This is a genomic window from Ruegeria sp. C2, assembly GCF_056537765.1.
Genome location: NZ_JBQFRZ010000002.1, coordinates 471,184 through 489,178, shown reverse-complemented (window position 1 = coordinate 489,178; position 17,995 = coordinate 471,184). Strand labels below are relative to the sequence as shown.

The 17,995-nt window shown below is 59.7% G+C and carries 16 protein-coding genes; 7 read left to right on the top strand and 9 right to left on the bottom strand.

Going from position 1 to position 17,995, the window contains the following annotated elements:
* Nucleotides 1–7: 7 nt before the first annotated feature.
* A complete protein-coding gene (locus tag ACR0IV_RS12115) occupies nt 8–643 on the bottom strand; it encodes an arylesterase (RefSeq protein ID WP_480659353.1) in 636 nt (211 codons plus the stop codon).
* Between the two features lie 54 nt (nt 644–697).
* Here ACR0IV_RS12115 and ACR0IV_RS12110 point away from each other — a divergent pair, with 54 nt between their 5' ends.
* Together ACR0IV_RS12110 and ACR0IV_RS12105 are read left to right on the top strand one after the other, a co-directional pair.
* Nucleotides 698–1,393, top strand: coding sequence for an ABC transporter ATP-binding protein (locus ACR0IV_RS12110; RefSeq protein ID WP_480659352.1), 696 nt, complete (start codon nt 698–700; stop codon nt 1,391–1,393).
* Nucleotides 1,390–3,918, top strand: coding sequence for an ABC transporter permease (locus ACR0IV_RS12105; protein WP_480659351.1), 2,529 nt, complete (start codon nt 1,390–1,392; stop codon nt 3,916–3,918). Before ACR0IV_RS12110 ends, ACR0IV_RS12105 begins: the two co-directional genes overlap by 4 nt.
* 2 nt (nt 3,919–3,920) lie before the next feature.
* Here ACR0IV_RS12105 and ACR0IV_RS12100 read toward each other — a convergent pair whose 3' ends face one another.
* Nucleotides 3,921–4,367, bottom strand: coding sequence for an RrF2 family transcriptional regulator (locus tag ACR0IV_RS12100; protein WP_480470834.1), 447 nt, complete (start codon nt 4,365–4,367; stop codon nt 3,921–3,923).
* Nucleotides 4,368–4,461: 94 nt separating this feature from the next.
* On the opposite strand from ACR0IV_RS12100, the gene ACR0IV_RS12095 reads away from it, so the two are divergent.
* Complete coding sequence (locus ACR0IV_RS12095) at nt 4,462–5,031, top strand: gamma-glutamylcyclotransferase family protein (RefSeq protein WP_480470835.1); 570 nt, start codon at nt 4,462–4,464, stop codon at nt 5,029–5,031.
* A gap of 80 nt (nt 5,032–5,111) precedes the next feature.
* On the opposite strand, the gene gltX is transcribed toward ACR0IV_RS12095, so the two are convergent.
* The gene (gene gltX, locus ACR0IV_RS12090) at nt 5,112–6,437 is read right to left on the bottom strand and encodes a glutamate--tRNA ligase (protein WP_480659350.1); all 1,326 of its coding nucleotides are present in this window, start codon (nt 6,435–6,437) and stop codon (nt 5,112–5,114) included.
* 60 nt (nt 6,438–6,497) lie between these two features.
* Nucleotides 6,498–6,932 (bottom strand): DUF1801 domain-containing protein, encoded by a 435-nt coding sequence (locus tag ACR0IV_RS12085; RefSeq protein WP_480659348.1) that lies wholly within the window; start codon nt 6,930–6,932, stop codon nt 6,498–6,500.
* A 116-nt stretch (nt 6,933–7,048) separates the two neighbouring features.
* Here ACR0IV_RS12085 and ACR0IV_RS12080 point away from each other — a divergent pair, with 116 nt between their 5' ends.
* Entirely contained in the window at nt 7,049–7,981 is a 933-nt protein-coding gene (locus tag ACR0IV_RS12080) for an MBL fold metallo-hydrolase (protein WP_480659346.1), read from the top strand.
* Between the two features lie 4 nt (nt 7,982–7,985).
* On the opposite strand, the gene ACR0IV_RS12075 is transcribed toward ACR0IV_RS12080, so the two are convergent.
* From ACR0IV_RS12075 to ACR0IV_RS12065, 3 genes are all read right to left on the bottom strand, one after another.
* Nucleotides 7,986–9,317: an NAD(P)/FAD-dependent oxidoreductase gene (locus tag ACR0IV_RS12075; protein ID WP_480659344.1), complete on the bottom strand. Its 1,332-nt coding sequence runs from the start codon at nt 9,315–9,317 to the stop codon at nt 7,986–7,988.
* A 150-nt stretch (nt 9,318–9,467) separates the two neighbouring features.
* Nucleotides 9,468–9,734 (bottom strand): hypothetical protein, encoded by a 267-nt coding sequence (locus ACR0IV_RS12070; RefSeq protein ID WP_480659343.1) that lies wholly within the window; start codon nt 9,732–9,734, stop codon nt 9,468–9,470.
* A gap of 274 nt (nt 9,735–10,008) precedes the next feature.
* Nucleotides 10,009–11,667, bottom strand: a complete 1,659-nt coding sequence (locus tag ACR0IV_RS12065; RefSeq protein ID WP_480659341.1) for an NAD+ synthase — start codon at nt 11,665–11,667, stop codon at nt 10,009–10,011.
* Between the two features lie 152 nt (nt 11,668–11,819).
* Between ACR0IV_RS12065 and ACR0IV_RS12060 the strand changes: the two genes are divergently transcribed.
* A complete protein-coding gene (locus tag ACR0IV_RS12060) occupies nt 11,820–13,310 on the top strand; it encodes an MORN repeat-containing protein (RefSeq protein ID WP_480659339.1) in 1,491 nt (496 codons plus the stop codon).
* Nucleotides 13,311–13,316: 6 nt separating this feature from the next.
* On the opposite strand, the gene ACR0IV_RS12055 is transcribed toward ACR0IV_RS12060, so the two are convergent.
* Nucleotides 13,317–13,982, bottom strand: a complete 666-nt coding sequence (locus ACR0IV_RS12055) for an SDR family NAD(P)-dependent oxidoreductase (protein ID WP_480659338.1) — start codon at nt 13,980–13,982, stop codon at nt 13,317–13,319.
* A 275-nt stretch (nt 13,983–14,257) separates the two neighbouring features.
* Between ACR0IV_RS12055 and ACR0IV_RS12050 the strand changes: the two genes are divergently transcribed.
* Nucleotides 14,258–15,832: a 2-isopropylmalate synthase gene (locus ACR0IV_RS12050; protein WP_480659337.1), complete on the top strand. Its 1,575-nt coding sequence runs from the start codon at nt 14,258–14,260 to the stop codon at nt 15,830–15,832.
* A gap of 137 nt (nt 15,833–15,969) precedes the next feature.
* Here the strand turns inward: ACR0IV_RS12050 and ACR0IV_RS12045 are convergent, their stop codons facing one another.
* Nucleotides 15,970–16,755 carry a 23S rRNA (adenine(2030)-N(6))-methyltransferase RlmJ gene (locus ACR0IV_RS12045; RefSeq protein ID WP_480659336.1) on the bottom strand — a complete coding sequence of 262 codons (786 nt, stop codon included), beginning with the start codon at nt 16,753–16,755 and terminating at the stop codon, nt 15,970–15,972.
* A gap of 155 nt (nt 16,756–16,910) precedes the next feature.
* Here ACR0IV_RS12045 and ACR0IV_RS12040 point away from each other — a divergent pair, with 155 nt between their 5' ends.
* Nucleotides 16,911–17,957, top strand: a complete 1,047-nt coding sequence (locus ACR0IV_RS12040; protein WP_480471919.1) for a rod shape-determining protein — start codon at nt 16,911–16,913, stop codon at nt 17,955–17,957.
* The last annotated feature ends 38 nt before the right edge of the window (nt 17,958–17,995 follow it).

Below are 17,995 nucleotides of genomic sequence, written 5' to 3'. Positions count from 1 at the left end.
AAACCTCCTATTTAGCGGCCTCCTCAGCCAGCACCAGCACCTCGGGCCCTAGCGCTTCTACTATCAAGGACACGCCCTGCGCGTTGGGATGAATCCCATCGGCTTGCATATACTGACGCGCCGCTGCCGGATCACCCGAGGCCGTCAGACCCTCGAAGAAGCTCTCGGCATAAAGCGCGTCAAATTGTTGTGCCAGTTCCGGATACATGCTGTCGAAACGTTGTTTATAGTCGGCCCCGTAGTTGCCCGGGGCCTGCATGCCGATCATCAATACCTCAACCTCTGAAGCTTGAGCTGCGCTCAAGATGGCCTGAAGATTGGCGCGCGAGACGTCCGGATCGATCCCGCGCAACAGATCATTGCCGCCAAGCGCTACGATCATCCCGTCCACGTCTGGTGTCAGGGTCCAGTCGACGCGTGCCGCGCCCCCGGCGGTGGTATCACCGGAGACACCTGCGTTGATCAACTGAACCTGCGCTCCCTGATCCTCCAACCAACGTTGCAGCTGCGGAACAAAACCATCCTGTTCAGGCAAGCCGTAGCCCTGCGTCAGAGAATCCCCCAACGCGGCTATCACGACCGGCTGGGCCGTCGCTGCAAAACCGCAACAGATCAACGCTGCGGCCATCAAAGTCTTGCGCATTTTCTGTTTCGCGCCATATCCCAATGAACCGTACTCCCCTAACTGGGCTGATTGATGACGACACCTGTTCTCTCCCTCCAAGATGCCGCTTTATCGCTGGATGGCAATGCCGGACGGGTGGATATCCTGCATGACATCTCTTTGACCGTAAACAAGGGCGAAACGCTGGGGCTGGTCGGCCCGTCCGGGTCGGGCAAATCCTCGCTGCTGATGTTGATGGGCGGGTTGGAACAGGCCACGTCGGGCCGCGTCAGCGCGTTGGGTCATGATCTAAGCACGATGAACGAAGACGCTCTGGCCCGATTTCGGCGCGATGCGATGGGGGTTGTGTTTCAGAACTTCCACCTGATCCCGACGATGACAGCGTTGGAGAATGTGGCCACGCCATTGGAACTGGCAGGCCACAAAGATGCGTTTTCGCGCGCGGAGGCCGAATTGGACGCCGTAGGCCTCTCACATCGCCGGGACCATTATCCGGCGCAATTGTCCGGCGGTGAGCAACAGCGCGTCGCTCTGGCCCGTGCAGCGGCCCCGCGCCCGCAAATCCTGCTGGCGGACGAGCCCACCGGCAATCTGGACGAAACCAATGGGGCTGCGATCATTGACCTGTTGTTCGGGTTGCGCGACCGCCACGGTGCAACTCTGATACTGGTCACACACAGCCACAGCTTGGCTCAGAAATGCGACCGCGTCATACGTTTGCGGGATGGCCGGATCGCAGAGGACACACAGCGCGAGGCCGCCGAATGATCCTGCGCATCGCCGGGCGGCTGGCACGTCGCGAGCTGCGCGGCGGGTTGCGCGGGTTTCGGGTATTTCTCGCCTGTCTCGCGCTTGGGGTTGCAGCAATTGCTGCCGTAGGCTCGGTTCGGCAGGCGATCCAGACTGGTCTGACACAGGAAGGGGCCGCGTTGCTAGGTGGTGATGCCCAACTGGAATTCACCTATCGCTTTGCCGATGATCACGAACGCGCGTGGATGGGACAGACTGCGCAGGCGGTTTCGGAGGTCGTTGACTTCCGGTCCATGGCTGTCACGGAAAACGGGGGCGAAATACAGCGTAGCCTGACGCAGGTGAAGTCGGTGGATACTGCCTACCCGCTGGTGGGTACGGTTCAATTGCTGCCAGAGATGCCCCTGCCCGACGCATTCAAAGGGGCTGATGGTCTGCCGGGGGCCGTAATGGACCCATCTTTGATCGACAGGTTAGGCCTATCGATTGGCGATCAGTTCGCCCTTGGAACCCAGTCTTTTGTCCTGATGGCGTCGCTGGAACATGAACCTGATGGTGCTGCAGATGGGTTCACCTTGGGGCCACGCACCTTGGTGCGCACGCAGGATCTGCAAGCCTCGGGCCTGCTCGCGCCGGGCACTTTGTTTTCCACCAAGTATCGGCTCGATCTACCGCGGGGCGCCGAATTGGAAGCTCTGGCAACCGAGGCAGGACAAACCTTCGACGGCACTGGTATGCGATGGACCGATGCGCGCAACGGCGCGCCGGGTATATCCGAGTTCGTTGGCCGCCTGAGTGCCTTTCTGGTGCTCGTCGGCCTCTCTGGCTTGGCCGTCGGAGGGATCGGCGTGTCCGCGGCCGTACGTGCCTATCTGGCCCAGAAAACGGAAACCATCGCCACGCTGCGCACACTCGGTGCGGATCGGGCAACGATTTTCCAGACCTATATGATCCAGATCGGAGTCCTATCGGGTATAGGCATCCTCCTGGGCCTCATTATCGGTGGAGCGATCCCGTTGCTGATCGCCCCCATCATCGAAGCCCGCCTGCCCGTCCCTGCCGTCTTCTCGCTTTACCTCCAACCATTGGCCGAGGCCGCGCTTTATGGGGTGCTGACAGCCTTCCTGTTCACGCTCTGGCCGCTGGCCCGAACCGAAGAGGTGCGCGCTGCGACCCTGTTCCGCGATGCGTTGTCAACGACCCGCAGCCTACCCCGTCTGGTCTATGTCGTCGCAACGGCAATCGGGCTGGCCCTGTTGATCGGTGCAGCCTCGTGGCTCAGCGGCTCAACCTGGCTGACGCTCTGGACCAGCGGCGGGTTGGCCGGCGCACTTGCACTTCTGGCACTCTCGGCCTTCCTGATCCGCAGACTGGCGCGGATGGGTACGCCCTGGGCCCGAGGTCGCCCGTCCCTGCGGTGGGCTCTGTCGGCAATTTCCGACCCGCGTGAGGGCGCATCCTCGGTGGTGCTGTCTCTGGGCCTCGGCCTTTCGGTCTTGGCGGCGGTGGGTCAGATCGATGGAACCCTGCGCAACGCCATCTCGGGTAACCTGCCGGATGTGGCTCCGTCCTATTTCTTCGTCGACATTCAAAAGGACCAGATGCCGGGCTTTACCGAGCGGCTGGAAACCGATCCCGCCGTAAGCCGTATCGAAAGCGCCCCAATGCTGCGCGGGATCATTACCCGAATCAATGGCAGGCCCGCCCGCGAGGTCGCGGGGGATCACTGGGTTCTGGAAGGCGACCGAGGCGTCACCTATTCAAATCTGCCGCCACAAAATGCAAGGATCACCGAAGGCACGTGGTGGCCCGAGGACTACACAGGCCGACCGCAGGTCAGTTTTGCCGCCGAAGAAGCCGCCGAGATGGGCCTGAAACTGGGCGACGAACTGACGGTTAATATCCTCGGCCGCGACATCACCGCCGAACTTACGTCTTTGCGAGAGGTTGATTTCTCAACTGCCGGCATCGGCTTCATCATGTCGATAAACCCATCGGTCCTTGCCGGTGCTCCCCACAGTTTCATCGCGACGGTTTATGCCGAGGAACAGGCCGAAGCCGCCATCCTGCGCGATCTCGCGGGGCAGTACCCCAATATCACCGCAGTTCGCGTGCGCGACGCCATCGACCGCGTATCCGGTCTGTTGGCGGGGCTCGCCGCGGCGACGTCCTATGGTGCGGGCATATCCTTGCTGACCGGGTTTCTCGTCCTGATCGGCGCAGCAGCGGCGGGTGAGCCCGCGCGGCGGTATGAGGCTGCAATTCTGAAAACGCTCGGTGCCAATCGGGGCCGCATCCTACGCAGCTTCGCCCTGCGCGCGATTCTGCTAGGGGCGGCGGCGGGCTGTGTCGCGCTGCTGACAGGAATCCTGGGCGGTTGGGCCGTTGCGACCTATATCTTCGACACCGGATTCACGATCATCTGGCCATCCGCGCTCGGCATTGTCCTCGCGGGCATCGGCGTGACGCTGGGCGCTGGCGTGGCTTTTGCCTTGCGCCCGCTCTCGGTCCGGCCCGCTCGTATCCTGCGGGCCAGCGACTGATCTCAGCGCACACAGGCCACGGGCTGCAGAATCTTCAGCAACTGGTCGTTGTCACAGACCAAAGCGTCCAGAGTGATTTCGTCCAGCGAGGCGTAAAACACCTCAGCCGCATCCTGCAGCGCCAGCCGCAACCGGCAAGCATCGGTCAGCGGGCAAGTATTGTCGGCATCCGCAAAACACTCGGCAATCGGAAGACCGCCTTCGACGTGACGAAAGACCGATCCGATCCGGATCTGATCCGCGGGCCGCGCAAGCGACATGCCTCCGTTACGACCCCGCTGCGTGCTCAGATACTCCAGCTGGCTCAGCTGGTTGATTACCTGCGCCAGATGGTTTTCCGAGATATTGCACACCTCGGCGATCTCGGCCTTCGTTACCAGCCGATCCTGATGGGCGGCGCAATACATCAGCAGGCGCACCGCTATGTTCGTCCTTTTGGTGATCCGCATCATGACCTCCCAAATTTCAAGATGCAGCCTTATTGCATGTCTCGTAAAAAGATTGTTTGACATACATCAATCATCACCGAAGGACGTGGCCCGCATGGCAGATCCCTATTTCTTTGGCTATGGCAGTCTGGTGAACCTCTCGACACACGACTTTCCCAACCCGCGACCGGCACAGCTGAAAGGTTGGCGTCGCGCGTGGCGGCATACGGATCTGCGCCCCGTCGCCTTTCTAACGGCAGTCCCTGACCCGGCCTCAGAGATCGATGGAATGATCGCCCACGTTCCCCGAAATGACTGGGTCGCGTTAGACGAGCGCGAATGGGCTTATGATCGCATCACCGCAACGCACGCCGTTACACACCCCCTGAAACACGCGGTCGAGATCGCGGTCTATGCCGTCCCGAAAGGCAAGCACACCGAACCAACAGATCAACACCCCTTGTTGTTAAGCTATATCGACGTGGTCGTTCAGGGTTATCTGCGTGCATTCGGGCCCGAAGGCGCGGACCGCTTCTTTAAAACAACCGACGGCTGGGACGCTCCGATCCTGAACGACCGTGCCGCGCCCCGTTACCCGCGCCATCAACAACTGAATTCGGACGAGACCGGTTTCGTTGACGAACACCTGACCCGTTTAGGCAGCAGGATCGTAGACCCAGCATAACAAAGGGGCAGGCGCACCGGCCCACCCCTCCATTAGTTCAAATATACTTTTTTCGAAACACCCCGCCATAAGGCGCGTTGTTACCCGCGCGCCCGGATGACTTGCAACAACGGCAGCAGTGCCGCCATTTCCGGCCCACGCTCCATACCCGTCAGTGCCTTGCGCAGCGGCATAAACAGACCTTTGCCTTTGCGGCCGGTGGCCTCTTTCACAGCTTTGGTCCAAACACCCCAAGTCTCGCCGTCAAACGGGCCTTCTGGAAGCAGAGCGATAGCCTCGGTGATAAACGCGCGATCCTCATCGGCAATCAGCGGCTCGGCCCCATCACGGCAGAGCTCCCACCAGCCCTTCAGATCGGTCAGAGTGGTAATGTTCTCGCGCGCCATCTGCCAGAACGGCTCGGCCAATTCTGCCGGCACGCCCGCATCCGCAACAGCCTCTGCCACATCGGTCAGCGGCAGCGACTGCAGATGTTTCGCTGTCAGCGGAAACAAATCCTGCACGTCGAATTTGGTCGGAGCTGCGCCAAAACGGTTTAAGTCGAAGCCCTCGATCAATTCGGCCATGTCAGACCGCAGCTCGACCGGATCGGACGAACCCAGGCGCGCCATCAGGCTCAGCAGCGCCATCGGCTGAACGCCCTGCTCACGCAGGTCACGCAAGGCCAGCGTACCCAGGCGTTTCGACAGCGCCTCACCCTGCGGACCGGTCAGCAGCGAGTGGTGTGCGAAACGCGGGCAAGCACCGCCCAGCGCTTCGATGATCTGAATCTGCGTCGCCGTGTTGGTCACATGGTCCGAGCCGCGCACAACATCGGTCACACCCATTTCGGTGTCATCGACCACGGACGCAATTGTATAGAGGACCTGACCATCGCCACGGATCAGCACCGGGTCGGAAACCGAGGCCGCATCGATCGAGATGTCACCCAGAATACCGTCTTTCCACTCGATCCGCTCGTGATCCAGCTTGAAGCGCCAGACACCATTGCCGCGCTCGGCACGCATGGCTTCTTTCTCGGCATCCGAAAGGTTCAGCGCCGCGCGGTCATAAACCGGTGGCTTGCCCATGTTCAGTTGCTTCTTGCGCTTCAGGTCAAGCTCGGTCGGCGTTTCGAACGCTTCATAGAAGCGTCCCATTTCACGCAGCTTGTCGGCAGCGTCAGCATAGCGATCCAGCCGTTCAGATTGGCGCTCCACCCGGTCCCAGTGCAGGCCCAGCCAGTCCAGATCCTGCTTGATCGCATCAACGTATTCTTCCTTCGACCGCTCGGGGTCGGTGTCGTCGATGCGGAGAATGAACGTACCACCCACCTTGCGGGCAATCAGATAGTTCATCAAGGCGGTGCGCAGGTTGCCCACATGGATGTAACCTGTGGGCGACGGGGCAAAACGGGTGGTGGTCATGGGTGTCTCCTGTTGGCGCGGCTCTTGTCACAGGATTGGCGAATTGTCCAGTAGAGGAGTTCAGGTCGGCTGGACCGGCCAGTGCCCTCCAAGGTCTTCCAGACCGGCGCGGATCAGTTCGCCCAGAACATCCAGATCGATATCAGCCAGCTTGTTCACATAGAGGCATGATTTGCCCAGCTTGTGCTTGCCCAACCGGCGCAGGATATCCCTGAAATCCGTGTAGCCGGGCATGATATAGATCGACAGCGCCGCCTTGCGTGGGGAAAAGCCGGTGGCCAGAAATTCCCCCTCGCGCCCGGATTTGTAGCGGTAGTGATAACGGCCATAACCCACAATCGACGGCCCCCACATCACCGGTTCGAACCCGGTCGTTTCGCGAAATAACCTGTCCAGCGTTCGTGCATCTTCGGCCTTCATCGCCGGTTGCACGGATGACAGAAACGCCTGGACGCTTTCGCGGGTGGGGACAGTCTTGTTCTCAGATCGCGGCATAAACAAAATTTAACACGCAATGTTCATCCCCGCAGCCCATATCATCTCAGTATATACTGGCAAGAGACTCACGCTGACCTAACTCATCTATTGGTGTTCTGACAGGGAGAACAAAAATGACCATCAAACTCACACGCCGCGCTGCACTAGGCTCCGCAGCTGTTTTGCCGTTTGCCGCAGCTGCAACCCCGCTCTTGGCCGCCGGGACCGAAACCAAAGCCAACTCAACCATCGCCAAATCCTTTACGCTGGGCGATTTCACCGTCACCACATTGCTAGACGGCAGCCTGCCCCGCGACGGCGCCCAAGAGATTTTCGGCGGCGGGGCGTCTGATGAAGAATTTGCAAATGTCTCGGCCGAGAACTTTATTTCCCCGGACGTTGCGCAGTTCTTCTTTACGCCCACGCTGGTCAACACAGGGTCCGAGCTGGTTCTGTTCGATACTGGCCTTGGACAAGGTGGCATTCAGGCCGCGTTGGCGGATGCGGGCGTGACGCCTGATCAGATTGATGTGGTTGTCATTACCCACATGCATCCCGATCATATTGGCGGCATGACCACCAATGACGCTGCGACCTTCGACAACGCGCGCTATGTGACCGCTGCGCCCGAGTATGATTTCTGGGCGGCACAGGACGCGGGCAACCGGGTCGGCGATCTGGTTGCAGCCAAAGTCACGCCACTGGCCGAAAAGATGACCTTCATCGGTGACGGTGGCGAGGTTGCATCGGGTATCACAGGGGTCGCAGCGTTTGGGCATACGCCAGGGCACATGGTCTATCATTTGGAAAGCAACGGCCAGCGTCTTGTTCTGACAGCCGACCTTGCCAATCACTACGTCTGGTCCTTCGCACACCCTGAATGGGAAGTGCGCTTTGATATGGACAAAGCGGCCGCCACGCAGTCGCGGCGCAATGTTCTGGGCATGCTGGCCGCCGACAAGGTGCCGATGATCGGCTATCACATGCCCTTCCCTGCTGCCGGTTTCGTCGAGACCCGCGGCGACGGATTCCGCTTTGTCCCTGTCAGCTATCAGATGATGGGTTAAGACCTTAATATCCTGGGTCCGGCCGCACCTTTGAACCGTCCGTGAAACGGGACAGGCGAAAGGCGGCCGGATCAACACATGGCGCGGTCTGCATTACTAGATCGGCCACGAGGCGACCTGCGCCGGGGCCGATGCCAAACCCATGGCCCGAGAATCCGGTTGCGATGTACAGACCCGGCACGCGCTCGACGCCCGAGATAACCGGGACCGCATCTGGTGTAACATCAATCATTCCGGCCCAGCTTTGCACGACCTCGACAGCATCCAGCGCGGGCAGAGCCTTGCGTGCCTGCGTCCAGGCTCGCCGCAATACCTTCTGCGACGGCTCGGGATCCAGAACCCGGCAATGCTCAAACGGAGTCACATCGGTCGGCAACCATTTGCGGTCCTGTCGCATCTCAGTCAGCCAACGCTGGGACAGACGAAAGCGCAGTGAACGCCATTCCTGACGGAAGGCAGGTAGAAACTGCCGGGCCAACCGGAAGCTGTCGGGAACGATGTCAACTGTGTTCTCATGGCCCGATGCAATCGAGTAGCCACCATCCGATCGCTTGCGAATTGCAAACTCATCGCTCCAAAACGCAGCTTCAGGTCCGGCATCCGTCGGAGACGAGCGCATCACAGTGTTCATCACCTTCAACTGCGGCAACTCAATCCCGGCATTTCCGGCAAACAGGCGCGACCACGCGCCACCTGCCAGAATGACGTGGCTGCAGGCCACTCGACCCCGTTCTGTAAAAACCCCCGATATTCGTCCTGCCTGCATATCGACGCTGCGCACCGCACAATTCGTCATGACCGCAGCGCCTCGATCCCGCGCGGCTTCGACGATAGCCGGAGCAGCCCACTGTGGTTCAGCCCGTCCATCCTGTGGCATATGAAGCGCTGCACGCAGGTTCAGGGTGTTGTCAGGCAGCAGGTCCTCCAGTTCAGGCCCCGATACCATGTGACCACCGGTTTGCATCCCTTCGACATTCTTCAACCAACGGATCAGGTTGCCTTCACTTCTAGCTCCCGAAGCACCGAACAGAATGCCGGATTGGACATAGCCCGTCTTGCGCCCGATCCGCTCATCCAAGCCCTGCCAGATGTGGATGGCCTGCGTCATCAAGGAAATCTCGCGCGGGTCGCGCATTCCGAGCCGCACCCACCCCCAATTGCGTGAGCTCTGTTCACCTGCGATCCGACCTTTCTCGCAGAGCAGAACGGACACGCCCCGTTCAGCCAGTTCAAGCGCGGTCGACGCACCGATTATTCCGCCGCCTATGACGACGACATCTACGCGTTTCGGAAGGATGAGATCAGACTCGACAGGCGTCGGAGTGGGGCCAGGCATCAGTCGCTCGGAATTGGGTCATCGAAGCGGCATCCAGCCCGATAACCACCGCGCTGACAATGCGGAACCCACGCAACCACGAGGGTTTCCACTGACCTGTGGCCATTCGGCCAAAGCGCAGCTCAAACTGCTGCGCTTATCCTTGCTTGCTCAGGCTGCGCCGGACAGTTGCGCCCATTTCTGGCGCAGCGCAGAGGCGAAGCCCGGCTCAGGCCGCACGACCGAAGGTTCCTGCGGTCGCAACACCGGAAACTCTGCACGCGCAGGTTGCTTTTCCGTTGTCAGTGCAGGCGCTTCCTGTCTCAGGATGTCCGCGATTGAGGCATCCAGTGCCTCTTCATTCAGCTCACGCGGAGGCGACTCCATCGTTTTCAGCTGCGTCGGCGCGTGAAGCGGTTTGTCGTAACCATAAGTCATTTTGACCACCAATACTTTTACTGACATCCAACACACGGATGCCCTACCCCAGTTCAGCAGATCCGACGTTGGGCCTTGTAATGCAGGCTTAGCCGCCGGATTGCGTCACGCTCGCCCAACATAAGGCGAACCCCTGTCATAAATGTGGCAAAAAATGGACCACAAGGCAAGGAAAACACCGGGAAAATCTGGCCAAGAGGCTGAAATAGATAAACAATCTAACTTCAGAAGCTCGATTGCAGAAAAACCGTAAACGATGAGTGAGTGAGCAGCGTTACTTCCTGTCGCGCCAACGATTCACGATTGGATAGCGGCGATCCAGCCAGAAGGCCCTTGGTGTCAGCCGGGTGCCCGGCGCAGATTGAAAGCGCTTGTATTCACTGATGTAAATCAGATGTTCTACCCGCCGTGCCTCGGCCTCGTCAAATCCGGCGGCCACGCAATCCGCGACCGAGCCATCCTGATCCACCAGAATGTCCAGTATCGCATCCAAAATGGGGTAATCCGGCAAGCTGTCGCTGTCCTTCTGGTCCTCGCGCAACTCAGCGCTCGGTGGCTTGTCGATGACCGAAGGGCGAATGACCTCGCCGTCAGGCCCCATCATCCAATCGCGGTGATTGGCGTTGCGCCAGCGGCAGGTTTCGAACACGCGGGTTTTGTACAGATCCTTGATCGGATTATAGCCCCCATTCATGTCGCCATAAATCGTGGCATACCCCACCGCGACCTCGGATTTATTGCCAGTGGTCAGCAGCATCTCACCAAACTTGTTCGAGATCGCCATCAGCAGCAGCCCGCGCAACCGGGATTGGATATTCTCTTCGGTCAGATCTTCGTTCCGGCCTTCAAACAGAGGTGCCAAAGTCTCGGTCACCGCGGCCCGTCCCTGTGAGATCGGTACGAAATCATAATGCACGCCCAGCGCCTGCGCGACCGCTTCGGCATCGTCCAACGAGCTTTGGCTGGTATATTCCGACGGCAGCATCACGCAGCGCACATTTTCTGCCCCGATAGCGTCCACTGCGATGGCCGCCACAAGCGCCGAGTCGACGCCGCCTGACAAGCCCAGAACCGCTTTCCCAAACCCGGTCTTACCCATGTAGTCGCGCAGCGACTGCACCATCGCGCGATAGTCCTGCTCCCATGTGTCGGGTTGGGGCACGACATCACCGGGCACGATCTGCCAGCCGTCCTCCCCACGCAGCAAGTCGATATGCTGTACCGCCTCGTCAAAGACCGGCATGCGAAACGCCAGCTCTCCGCCAGGGTTCAGGCCGAAGGTGGCGCCGTCGAACACCTGATCATCCTGACCGCCGACCATGTTCAGATAAATCAGAGGCAACCCGGTCTCGACCACGCGCGAGACCATGTGGTTCAGCCGGATGTCATATTTGTCACGGAAATAGGGCGAACCGTTGGGGATCAGCAGAAACTCGGCCCCGGTTTCCTCAAGCGTTTCGGCCACATCTTCATGCCAGCCGTCCTCGCAGATCGGGCTGCCAATACGGATGTTACCAACCGCATAGGGCCCACCCAGAGGGCCTGCATCATACAGCCGAACCTCATCAAAAACAGTTTCGTTGGGTAGATGGTGCTTGAGAACTTTGCTGACGATCCGACCGCCCTTGAGGATCAGGTAGGCATTGTAGAGCTTGCCTCCTTCGACCCACGGCCCGCCGATCGCCAGCGCAGGACCCTCAGCGCATTGTTCGGCCAGCGCCTCGATCGCCGCCATGGCAGCGCGATGGAACACCGGTTTCATAACCAGATCCTGCGTGTTGTATCCGGTGATGAACATCTCGGGCAACGCCACTAGATCAGCCTGCGCATCGCGCCCTTCGGCCCATGCAGCGGCGGCTTTGGCAGCATTGCCATCGATATCCCCCACGGTAGGGTTCAGCTGCGCCAGAGTGATACGGAAACGATCGGCCATCTTGCCCTCTTGCCTTCGTCAGTCTTTCAGGGATTTAGCAGATCACAGCGCAAGTAAAAGGCAAATGCGGCAAAAGCCGTTGCTCTGCCCTTAGCGGTATCCTAGTTTTGCGCCAGAACCACATTCAATCTACCCCGCAGGCAGGTACGACCATGAACGCGATCCGCATCTCAGTTGCCGCAGCAACGCTTGCCTTGTTGGCGCAGGCGACCATCGCCCAGCAAGACGGCCAGGTCGTTATTGCAGATGACGATGTGGGTGGCGTCTATGAAGGCACGTTTGAAAACGGTTTGCGTCACGGGACGGGAACCTATCGCCTGCCCAACGGGTTCGAATATTCCGGAGAATGGGTCGAAGGTGAGATTCAGGGCCAGGGAATCGCACGCTACGCCAATGGCGCTGTCTATGAAGGATATTTTTCCAAAGGCCGGCCCGAGGGACGCGGTAAGATCATCTATGCCGATGGACGCACCTATGAAGGCGACTGGTCCGAGGGCGCGATCAACGGGGCGGGTATCGCAGAATACACCAACGGAATGCGCTACGAAGGTACCTTTGAGGGTGCCAAGCGCCACGGCAAAGGCGTGCTGACCGGCCCGGACGGGTATGTTTATGACGGTGACTGGATTGAGGGCCGCAAAGAGGGCACGGCCAAGATCACCTATGCCGATGGCAGCACATATGAAGGCGGCATTAAAAACGGACAACGCCACGGAACGGGCGCTCAGAACATGGCTGACGGCTTCACCTATTCCGGTGATTGGGTCGAGGATACGATGACAGGCGCCGGGCGTCTGGTTTATGCCAACGGCGATGTCTATGAGGGCACTCTGGCCAATGGACGACGACAGGGCGAAGGCAAGGTCACCCATGCCAATGGCGCCGTCTATGAGGGCAATTTTGCCGATGATATGCGCAATGGACAGGGAACCTTCACCGGTACCGACGGTTTTCGATATAGCGGCGAGTGGCAAAACGGTCAGATTCAGGGCTTGGGCGAAGTGACCTATGCGGATGGTTCGGTCTATGTAGGCGATTTTCAGGATGACCTTCCGCACGGCAAAGGCCGTACGACATACCCGAACGGCACCGTTTATGATGGCGATTGGGTGGCGGGTATTTTCGAAGGTTCTGGAACCGCGAGCTACCCCAACGGCACCGTTTACAAGGGACAGTTCAGGAATGCCCGCAGCCACGGCAAAGGCGTGCTGACCTTTGCCAATGGTTACAAATACGACGGCGAATGGATTGACGGCGTTCGGCATGGCAAGGGCAAGGCTACATTCCCGGATGGCACCGCCTATGACGGCGATTTCGAGGATGGGAAACGTCAGGGTCAGGGCACGCTCACCCGGCCCGGCGGGTTCAGCTATACCGGCGCTTGGGTCGACGGAAAGATCAGCGGCTTTGGCACGGCCACCTACGAGACCGGCGATATCTACGAGGGCAACTTCCTCGACAACAAACGCCATGGCGACGGCACCATGCGCTATGCCGGTGGTGAGGTTGAAACCGGTGTCTGGGACAATGACACGCTGGCAAGCGAAGCTGAAACGCCACCTGAGCCGGCGACCTCAGCGACCGACGCCGAAGCGTCAGAACCTGAATCGGATCCGACCAACACGGACGCAAATGACGGCTGATACCGCCTACCAGGGCACGGGTTTCCCAGCCCAATCATAGAACCCTCCCGTTTCGGCCGGTGTCAGACCGTCGATAACGGAAAGCAAATTGGCTGCGGCTTCACTGGGTTCAACGGCGGGATGGCGGCCCAGGTACTTCTCGGTAAAGGCGGTCTTGACCGTCCCTGGATGCAACGCGACGCACATGGCCAGCTTATGCGTCCGTGCGAGTTCAATCGCTGCCGTATGAACGATTTGATTCACCGCCGCCTTGGACGCGCGATAGCTGACCCAGCCACCCAGCCGATTGTCGCCGATGGACCCGACGCGCGCAGACAGTACGGCAATCGTCGCCCGGCGATCTCGCGGCAGCAGACGAGGCGCATGGCGCAGAACCAGCGCCGGACCCACCGCATTGAGGGCAAACTGATCCATCATCGCCTGTGCCGTGACTGCCCGAATAGACTTCTCGGGCGGCGTTTCATTGATCTCCAATGCGCCGGACGCAACCAGTATCACGTCGAATGGGCCGGTAAGGTCGGACAACATCTGGTCCGCCACTTCGGGTTGGGTCAGATCAAACCCATCCCCGGATCGCGACAGACGGACCACAGCCGTGCCCTGCGACTGCAGGCATGTACTCAGGGCGCGACCAATTCCGCCGGATGCGCCGATTATCAATGCGTTTTTCATGCTGCACGAGCTAGGTGGAAAGCCCGCCCCATCAACTGTGCATCCAAATTTCACCGCAACTGAATTTCCTTCTTTTCAATCGCGCCCCGCGCTGTATAAGCTCAACCCCATGATCAACCGCGCAGATATCCTTGTTGCCGACACCGCCCTTCGCGGTGCGTCGCTGCGTGGCCTACTGATCCTAATCCGCCTCTGAGCGTGCCATCCGGCGCGCCCGCTCAGAGGAGGACGCCCGCGCGCCAAAGGCTTTAGGACAGAAGAAGAAAGAGATTCCCATGACTAACGTGACCGACCAAAACCGCGTCGTGATCTTCGATACCACTTTGCGCGACGGCGAGCAGAGCCCCGGCGCAACCATGACCCATGACGAAAAGCTTGAGATTGCCGAGCTGCTGGACGAGATGGGTGTCGACATTATCGAGGCCGGTTTCCCGATCGCCTCCGAAGGTGACTTCAAGGCCGTGTCCGAGATCGCGCAGCGTTCGAAAAACAGCCGCATCTGCGGTCTGGCCCGCGCCAATTTCGCCGACATCGACCGGTGCTGGGAGGCGGTGAAACACGCCGAAAAGAACCGTATTCACACCTTCATCGGCACGTCCCCGCTGCACCGAGCCATTCCAAACCTGACTCAGGACGAGATGGCCGAGAAAATCCACGAGACAGTCAGCCACGCCCGTAATCTGTGTGAAAACGTGCAGTGGTCGCCGATGGACGCGACCCGGACCGAGTGGGACTACCTCTGCCGCGTGATCGAAATCGCGATCAAGGCGGGCGCAACCACCATCAACATCCCGGACACCGTGGGCTACACCGCGCCGGTCGAAAGCGCGGATCTGATCAAACGCCTGATCGAAACCGTGCCTGGCGCGGACGAAGTGGTGTTCGCCACCCATTGCCACAACGACCTTGGCATGGCGACCGCGAACTCACTGGCCGCTGTCGCGGGTGGCGCACGCCAGATCGAATGCACCATCAACGGATTGGGCGAGCGCGCAGGCAACACGGCGCTGGAAGAGGTGGTGATGGCGCTGCGCACCCGCAACGACATCATGCCATGGAATACCGGTATCGACACCACCAAGATCATGCATATCTCGCGCCGGGTGGCGACTGTGGCGGGCTTTCCGGTGCAGTTCAACAAGGCCATCGTCGGCAAGAACGCCTTTGCCCATGAAAGTGGTATCCATCAGGACGGGATGCTGAAGAACCGCGAGAATTTCGAGATCATGCGCCCCGAGGATATCGGCCTCTCAGGCACCTCATTGCCGTTGGGCAAGCACTCAGGTCGCGCAGCGCTGCGCGACAAGCTGGAAACGCTGGGCTATGAGGTTGGGGACAACCAGCTGAAGGATATCTTCGTGCGGTTCAAGGATCTGGCCGATCGCAAGAAAGAGGTCTTTGATGATGACCTCATAGCGCTGATGACGCTGGACGATGATGAGGCCAACGATCACCTGCAGCTCGTCTCGATGAAGGTCACCTGCGGCACTGGCGGTCAGGCAGAATCGACCGTGGAGCTGGAGGTCGACGGCAAGGATATCATCGCGACGGAACACGGTGATGGTCCTGTGGACGCAACCTTCAAGGCGGTCCGTGCGATTTACCCGAACAAGGCCCATCTGCAGCTTTATCAGGTTCATGCAGTGACCGAAGGCACCGACGCGCAGGCCACTGTGTCCGTGCGTCTGGAAGAGGACGGCATGATCGCCACCGGTCAATCTGCGAACACGGATACCGTGGTGGCCTCTGCCAAAGCCTATATCCATGCCCTGAACCGTCTGATCATGCGTCGCGAAAAGGCTGGCCCGGGTGCCGATACGCGCGAGATCAGCTACAAAGACCTGACCTGATCAAAGCGGAGGGCTCCCGCATCCGCGGGTGCCCGGCAGCGCGCCTGCGGCATGCTGCCGGGCCCAACTCGTTTGACGGCATCTTTGATGCTGGCAAACGAGGCGGCAGCAATTCCGTTCTCTTATCATCCAGCTTCTCAGAGTTTTGCGAACAAGCCCGAGAGGCGATCCATCTCATCTTCGATACCAAAAGGCGCATTCAGCATGAACATACCCGACCCAACCATTCGATGCCCTTCGCGCACCGGCGGGAACGTCACCTCGTGGCAAATCGACTTGGGATAGCCCGCGGCATCCAATGCCGAAACCATGGTTTTGTGGCGTGCATCTGTCAGGATCGGGTACCAAAGCGCGATCACTCCGACATTCCATTTGCGGTGCAGCTTGGCGATCAACCCCGGCAACCGCTCGTAATCCGCCTTCACTTCATAGCTGGGGTCGATCAGCATCATTCCACGTCTTGGCACCGGAGGCAGCAAGGACTGGGCCAATTCGAAACCGTCCTGCCGATAAACCTTTGCCCCGTAGGGCGACAGCGCCAGCGAGAGCGCCGCGTGCTCCTGCGGATGTAGCTCAGCGAAATGCAGGCTATCCCGTTCCCGCAAAAGATTGGCCGCAATCAATGGTGACCCCGGGTAGGCTGCAGCGCCATGACGGGGCTGCACCGCCTTCAGCACGCGGGTCATCGGATGTTCTGCACCAAACCACCCCTCCTGCTGCGCGCGCGCAATCCCGGCGGCAGCTTCGCCTGTGCGGACAGCTTCGGCCGCATCAAGATGATAAAGACCGCGACCGGAATGCGTCTCGACATAGCTGATCGGCTTGTCCTTTTGCGTCAGATAACGCAGCGTCCATGCCAATAATGCGTGCTTTTGCACATCAGCCAGATTTCCAGCGTGGTAAATGTGTTGATATGAGAGCATTTTGCCTTCTAAAGTCCCTATCAATAAGGCGGAAAGGTGCTGATTGTCGCGGAATCAGCCCTTTAACCGGGCGAGTTGGCACCCTATAAGGCATCCGTCCCGGAACCGTCGAGTCGCGGGCAGTGGAAATTCTGACAAACGGGATCAGTGAAAATATGGGCATCTTTGGCAATCTGGGCGGCCTGTTCTCAGCAGACATGGCAATTGACCTCGGGACGGCGAATACGCTGGTCTATGTCAAAGGGCGCGGTGTGATCCTGTCTGAACCATCCGTCGTGGCCTATCACGTCAAGGATGGTGTGAAAAAGGTTCTGGCCGTCGGTGAAGATGCCAAGCTGATGCTGGGCCGGACCCCGGGCTCTATTGAGGCCATCCGCCCCATGCGCGAAGGTGTCATTGCCGACTTCGACACCGCCGAGGAGATGATCAAGCATTTCATCCGCAAGGTGCACAAGCGCTCGACATTCTCGAAGCCCAAAATCATCGTCTGTGTCCCGCATGGCGCGACACCGGTCGAAAAGCGTGCAATCCGCCAGTCGGTACTCTCTGCTGGCGCTCGTCGCGCTGGCCTGATTGCCGAGCCGATTGCGGCTGCGATCGGCGCAGGCATGCCTATCACCGACCCAACCGGCAACATGGTCGTCGATATCGGCGGCGGCACCACCGAGGTCGCCGTCCTGTCGCTGGGTGACATCGTTTACGCCCGCTCGGTCCGCGTGGGTGGTGACCGGATGGACGAGGCGATCATCTCATACCTGCGCCGTCAGCAAAACCTGCTGGTTGGTGAGTCCACGGCTGAACGCATCAAAACCACTATCGGCACCGCTCGTATGCCTGACGACGGCCGTGGCCAGTCGATGCATATTCGGGGTCGCGACCTGCTGAACGGTGTACCCAAGGAAATCGAGATCAGCCAGGCACAGGTGGCCGAGGCACTGTCGGAACCCGTCCAGCAGATCTGCGAGGCTGTGATGACCGCACTGGAAACCACTCCGCCCGATCTGGCAGCCGACATTGTCGACCGGGGTGTGATGCTGACCGGTGGTGGTGCTCTGCTGGGCGATCTGGACCTTGCATTGCGCGAACAGACAGGTCTGGCCGTGTCGATCGCCGATGAAAGCCTGAATTGTGTGGCTTTGGGCACCGGCAAGGCTCTGGAATACGAAAAACAGCTGCGCCACGCGATTGACTACGACAGCTAAGGCGCGCACCCTGATAGGGTAAGACCTCGGGCACGAGC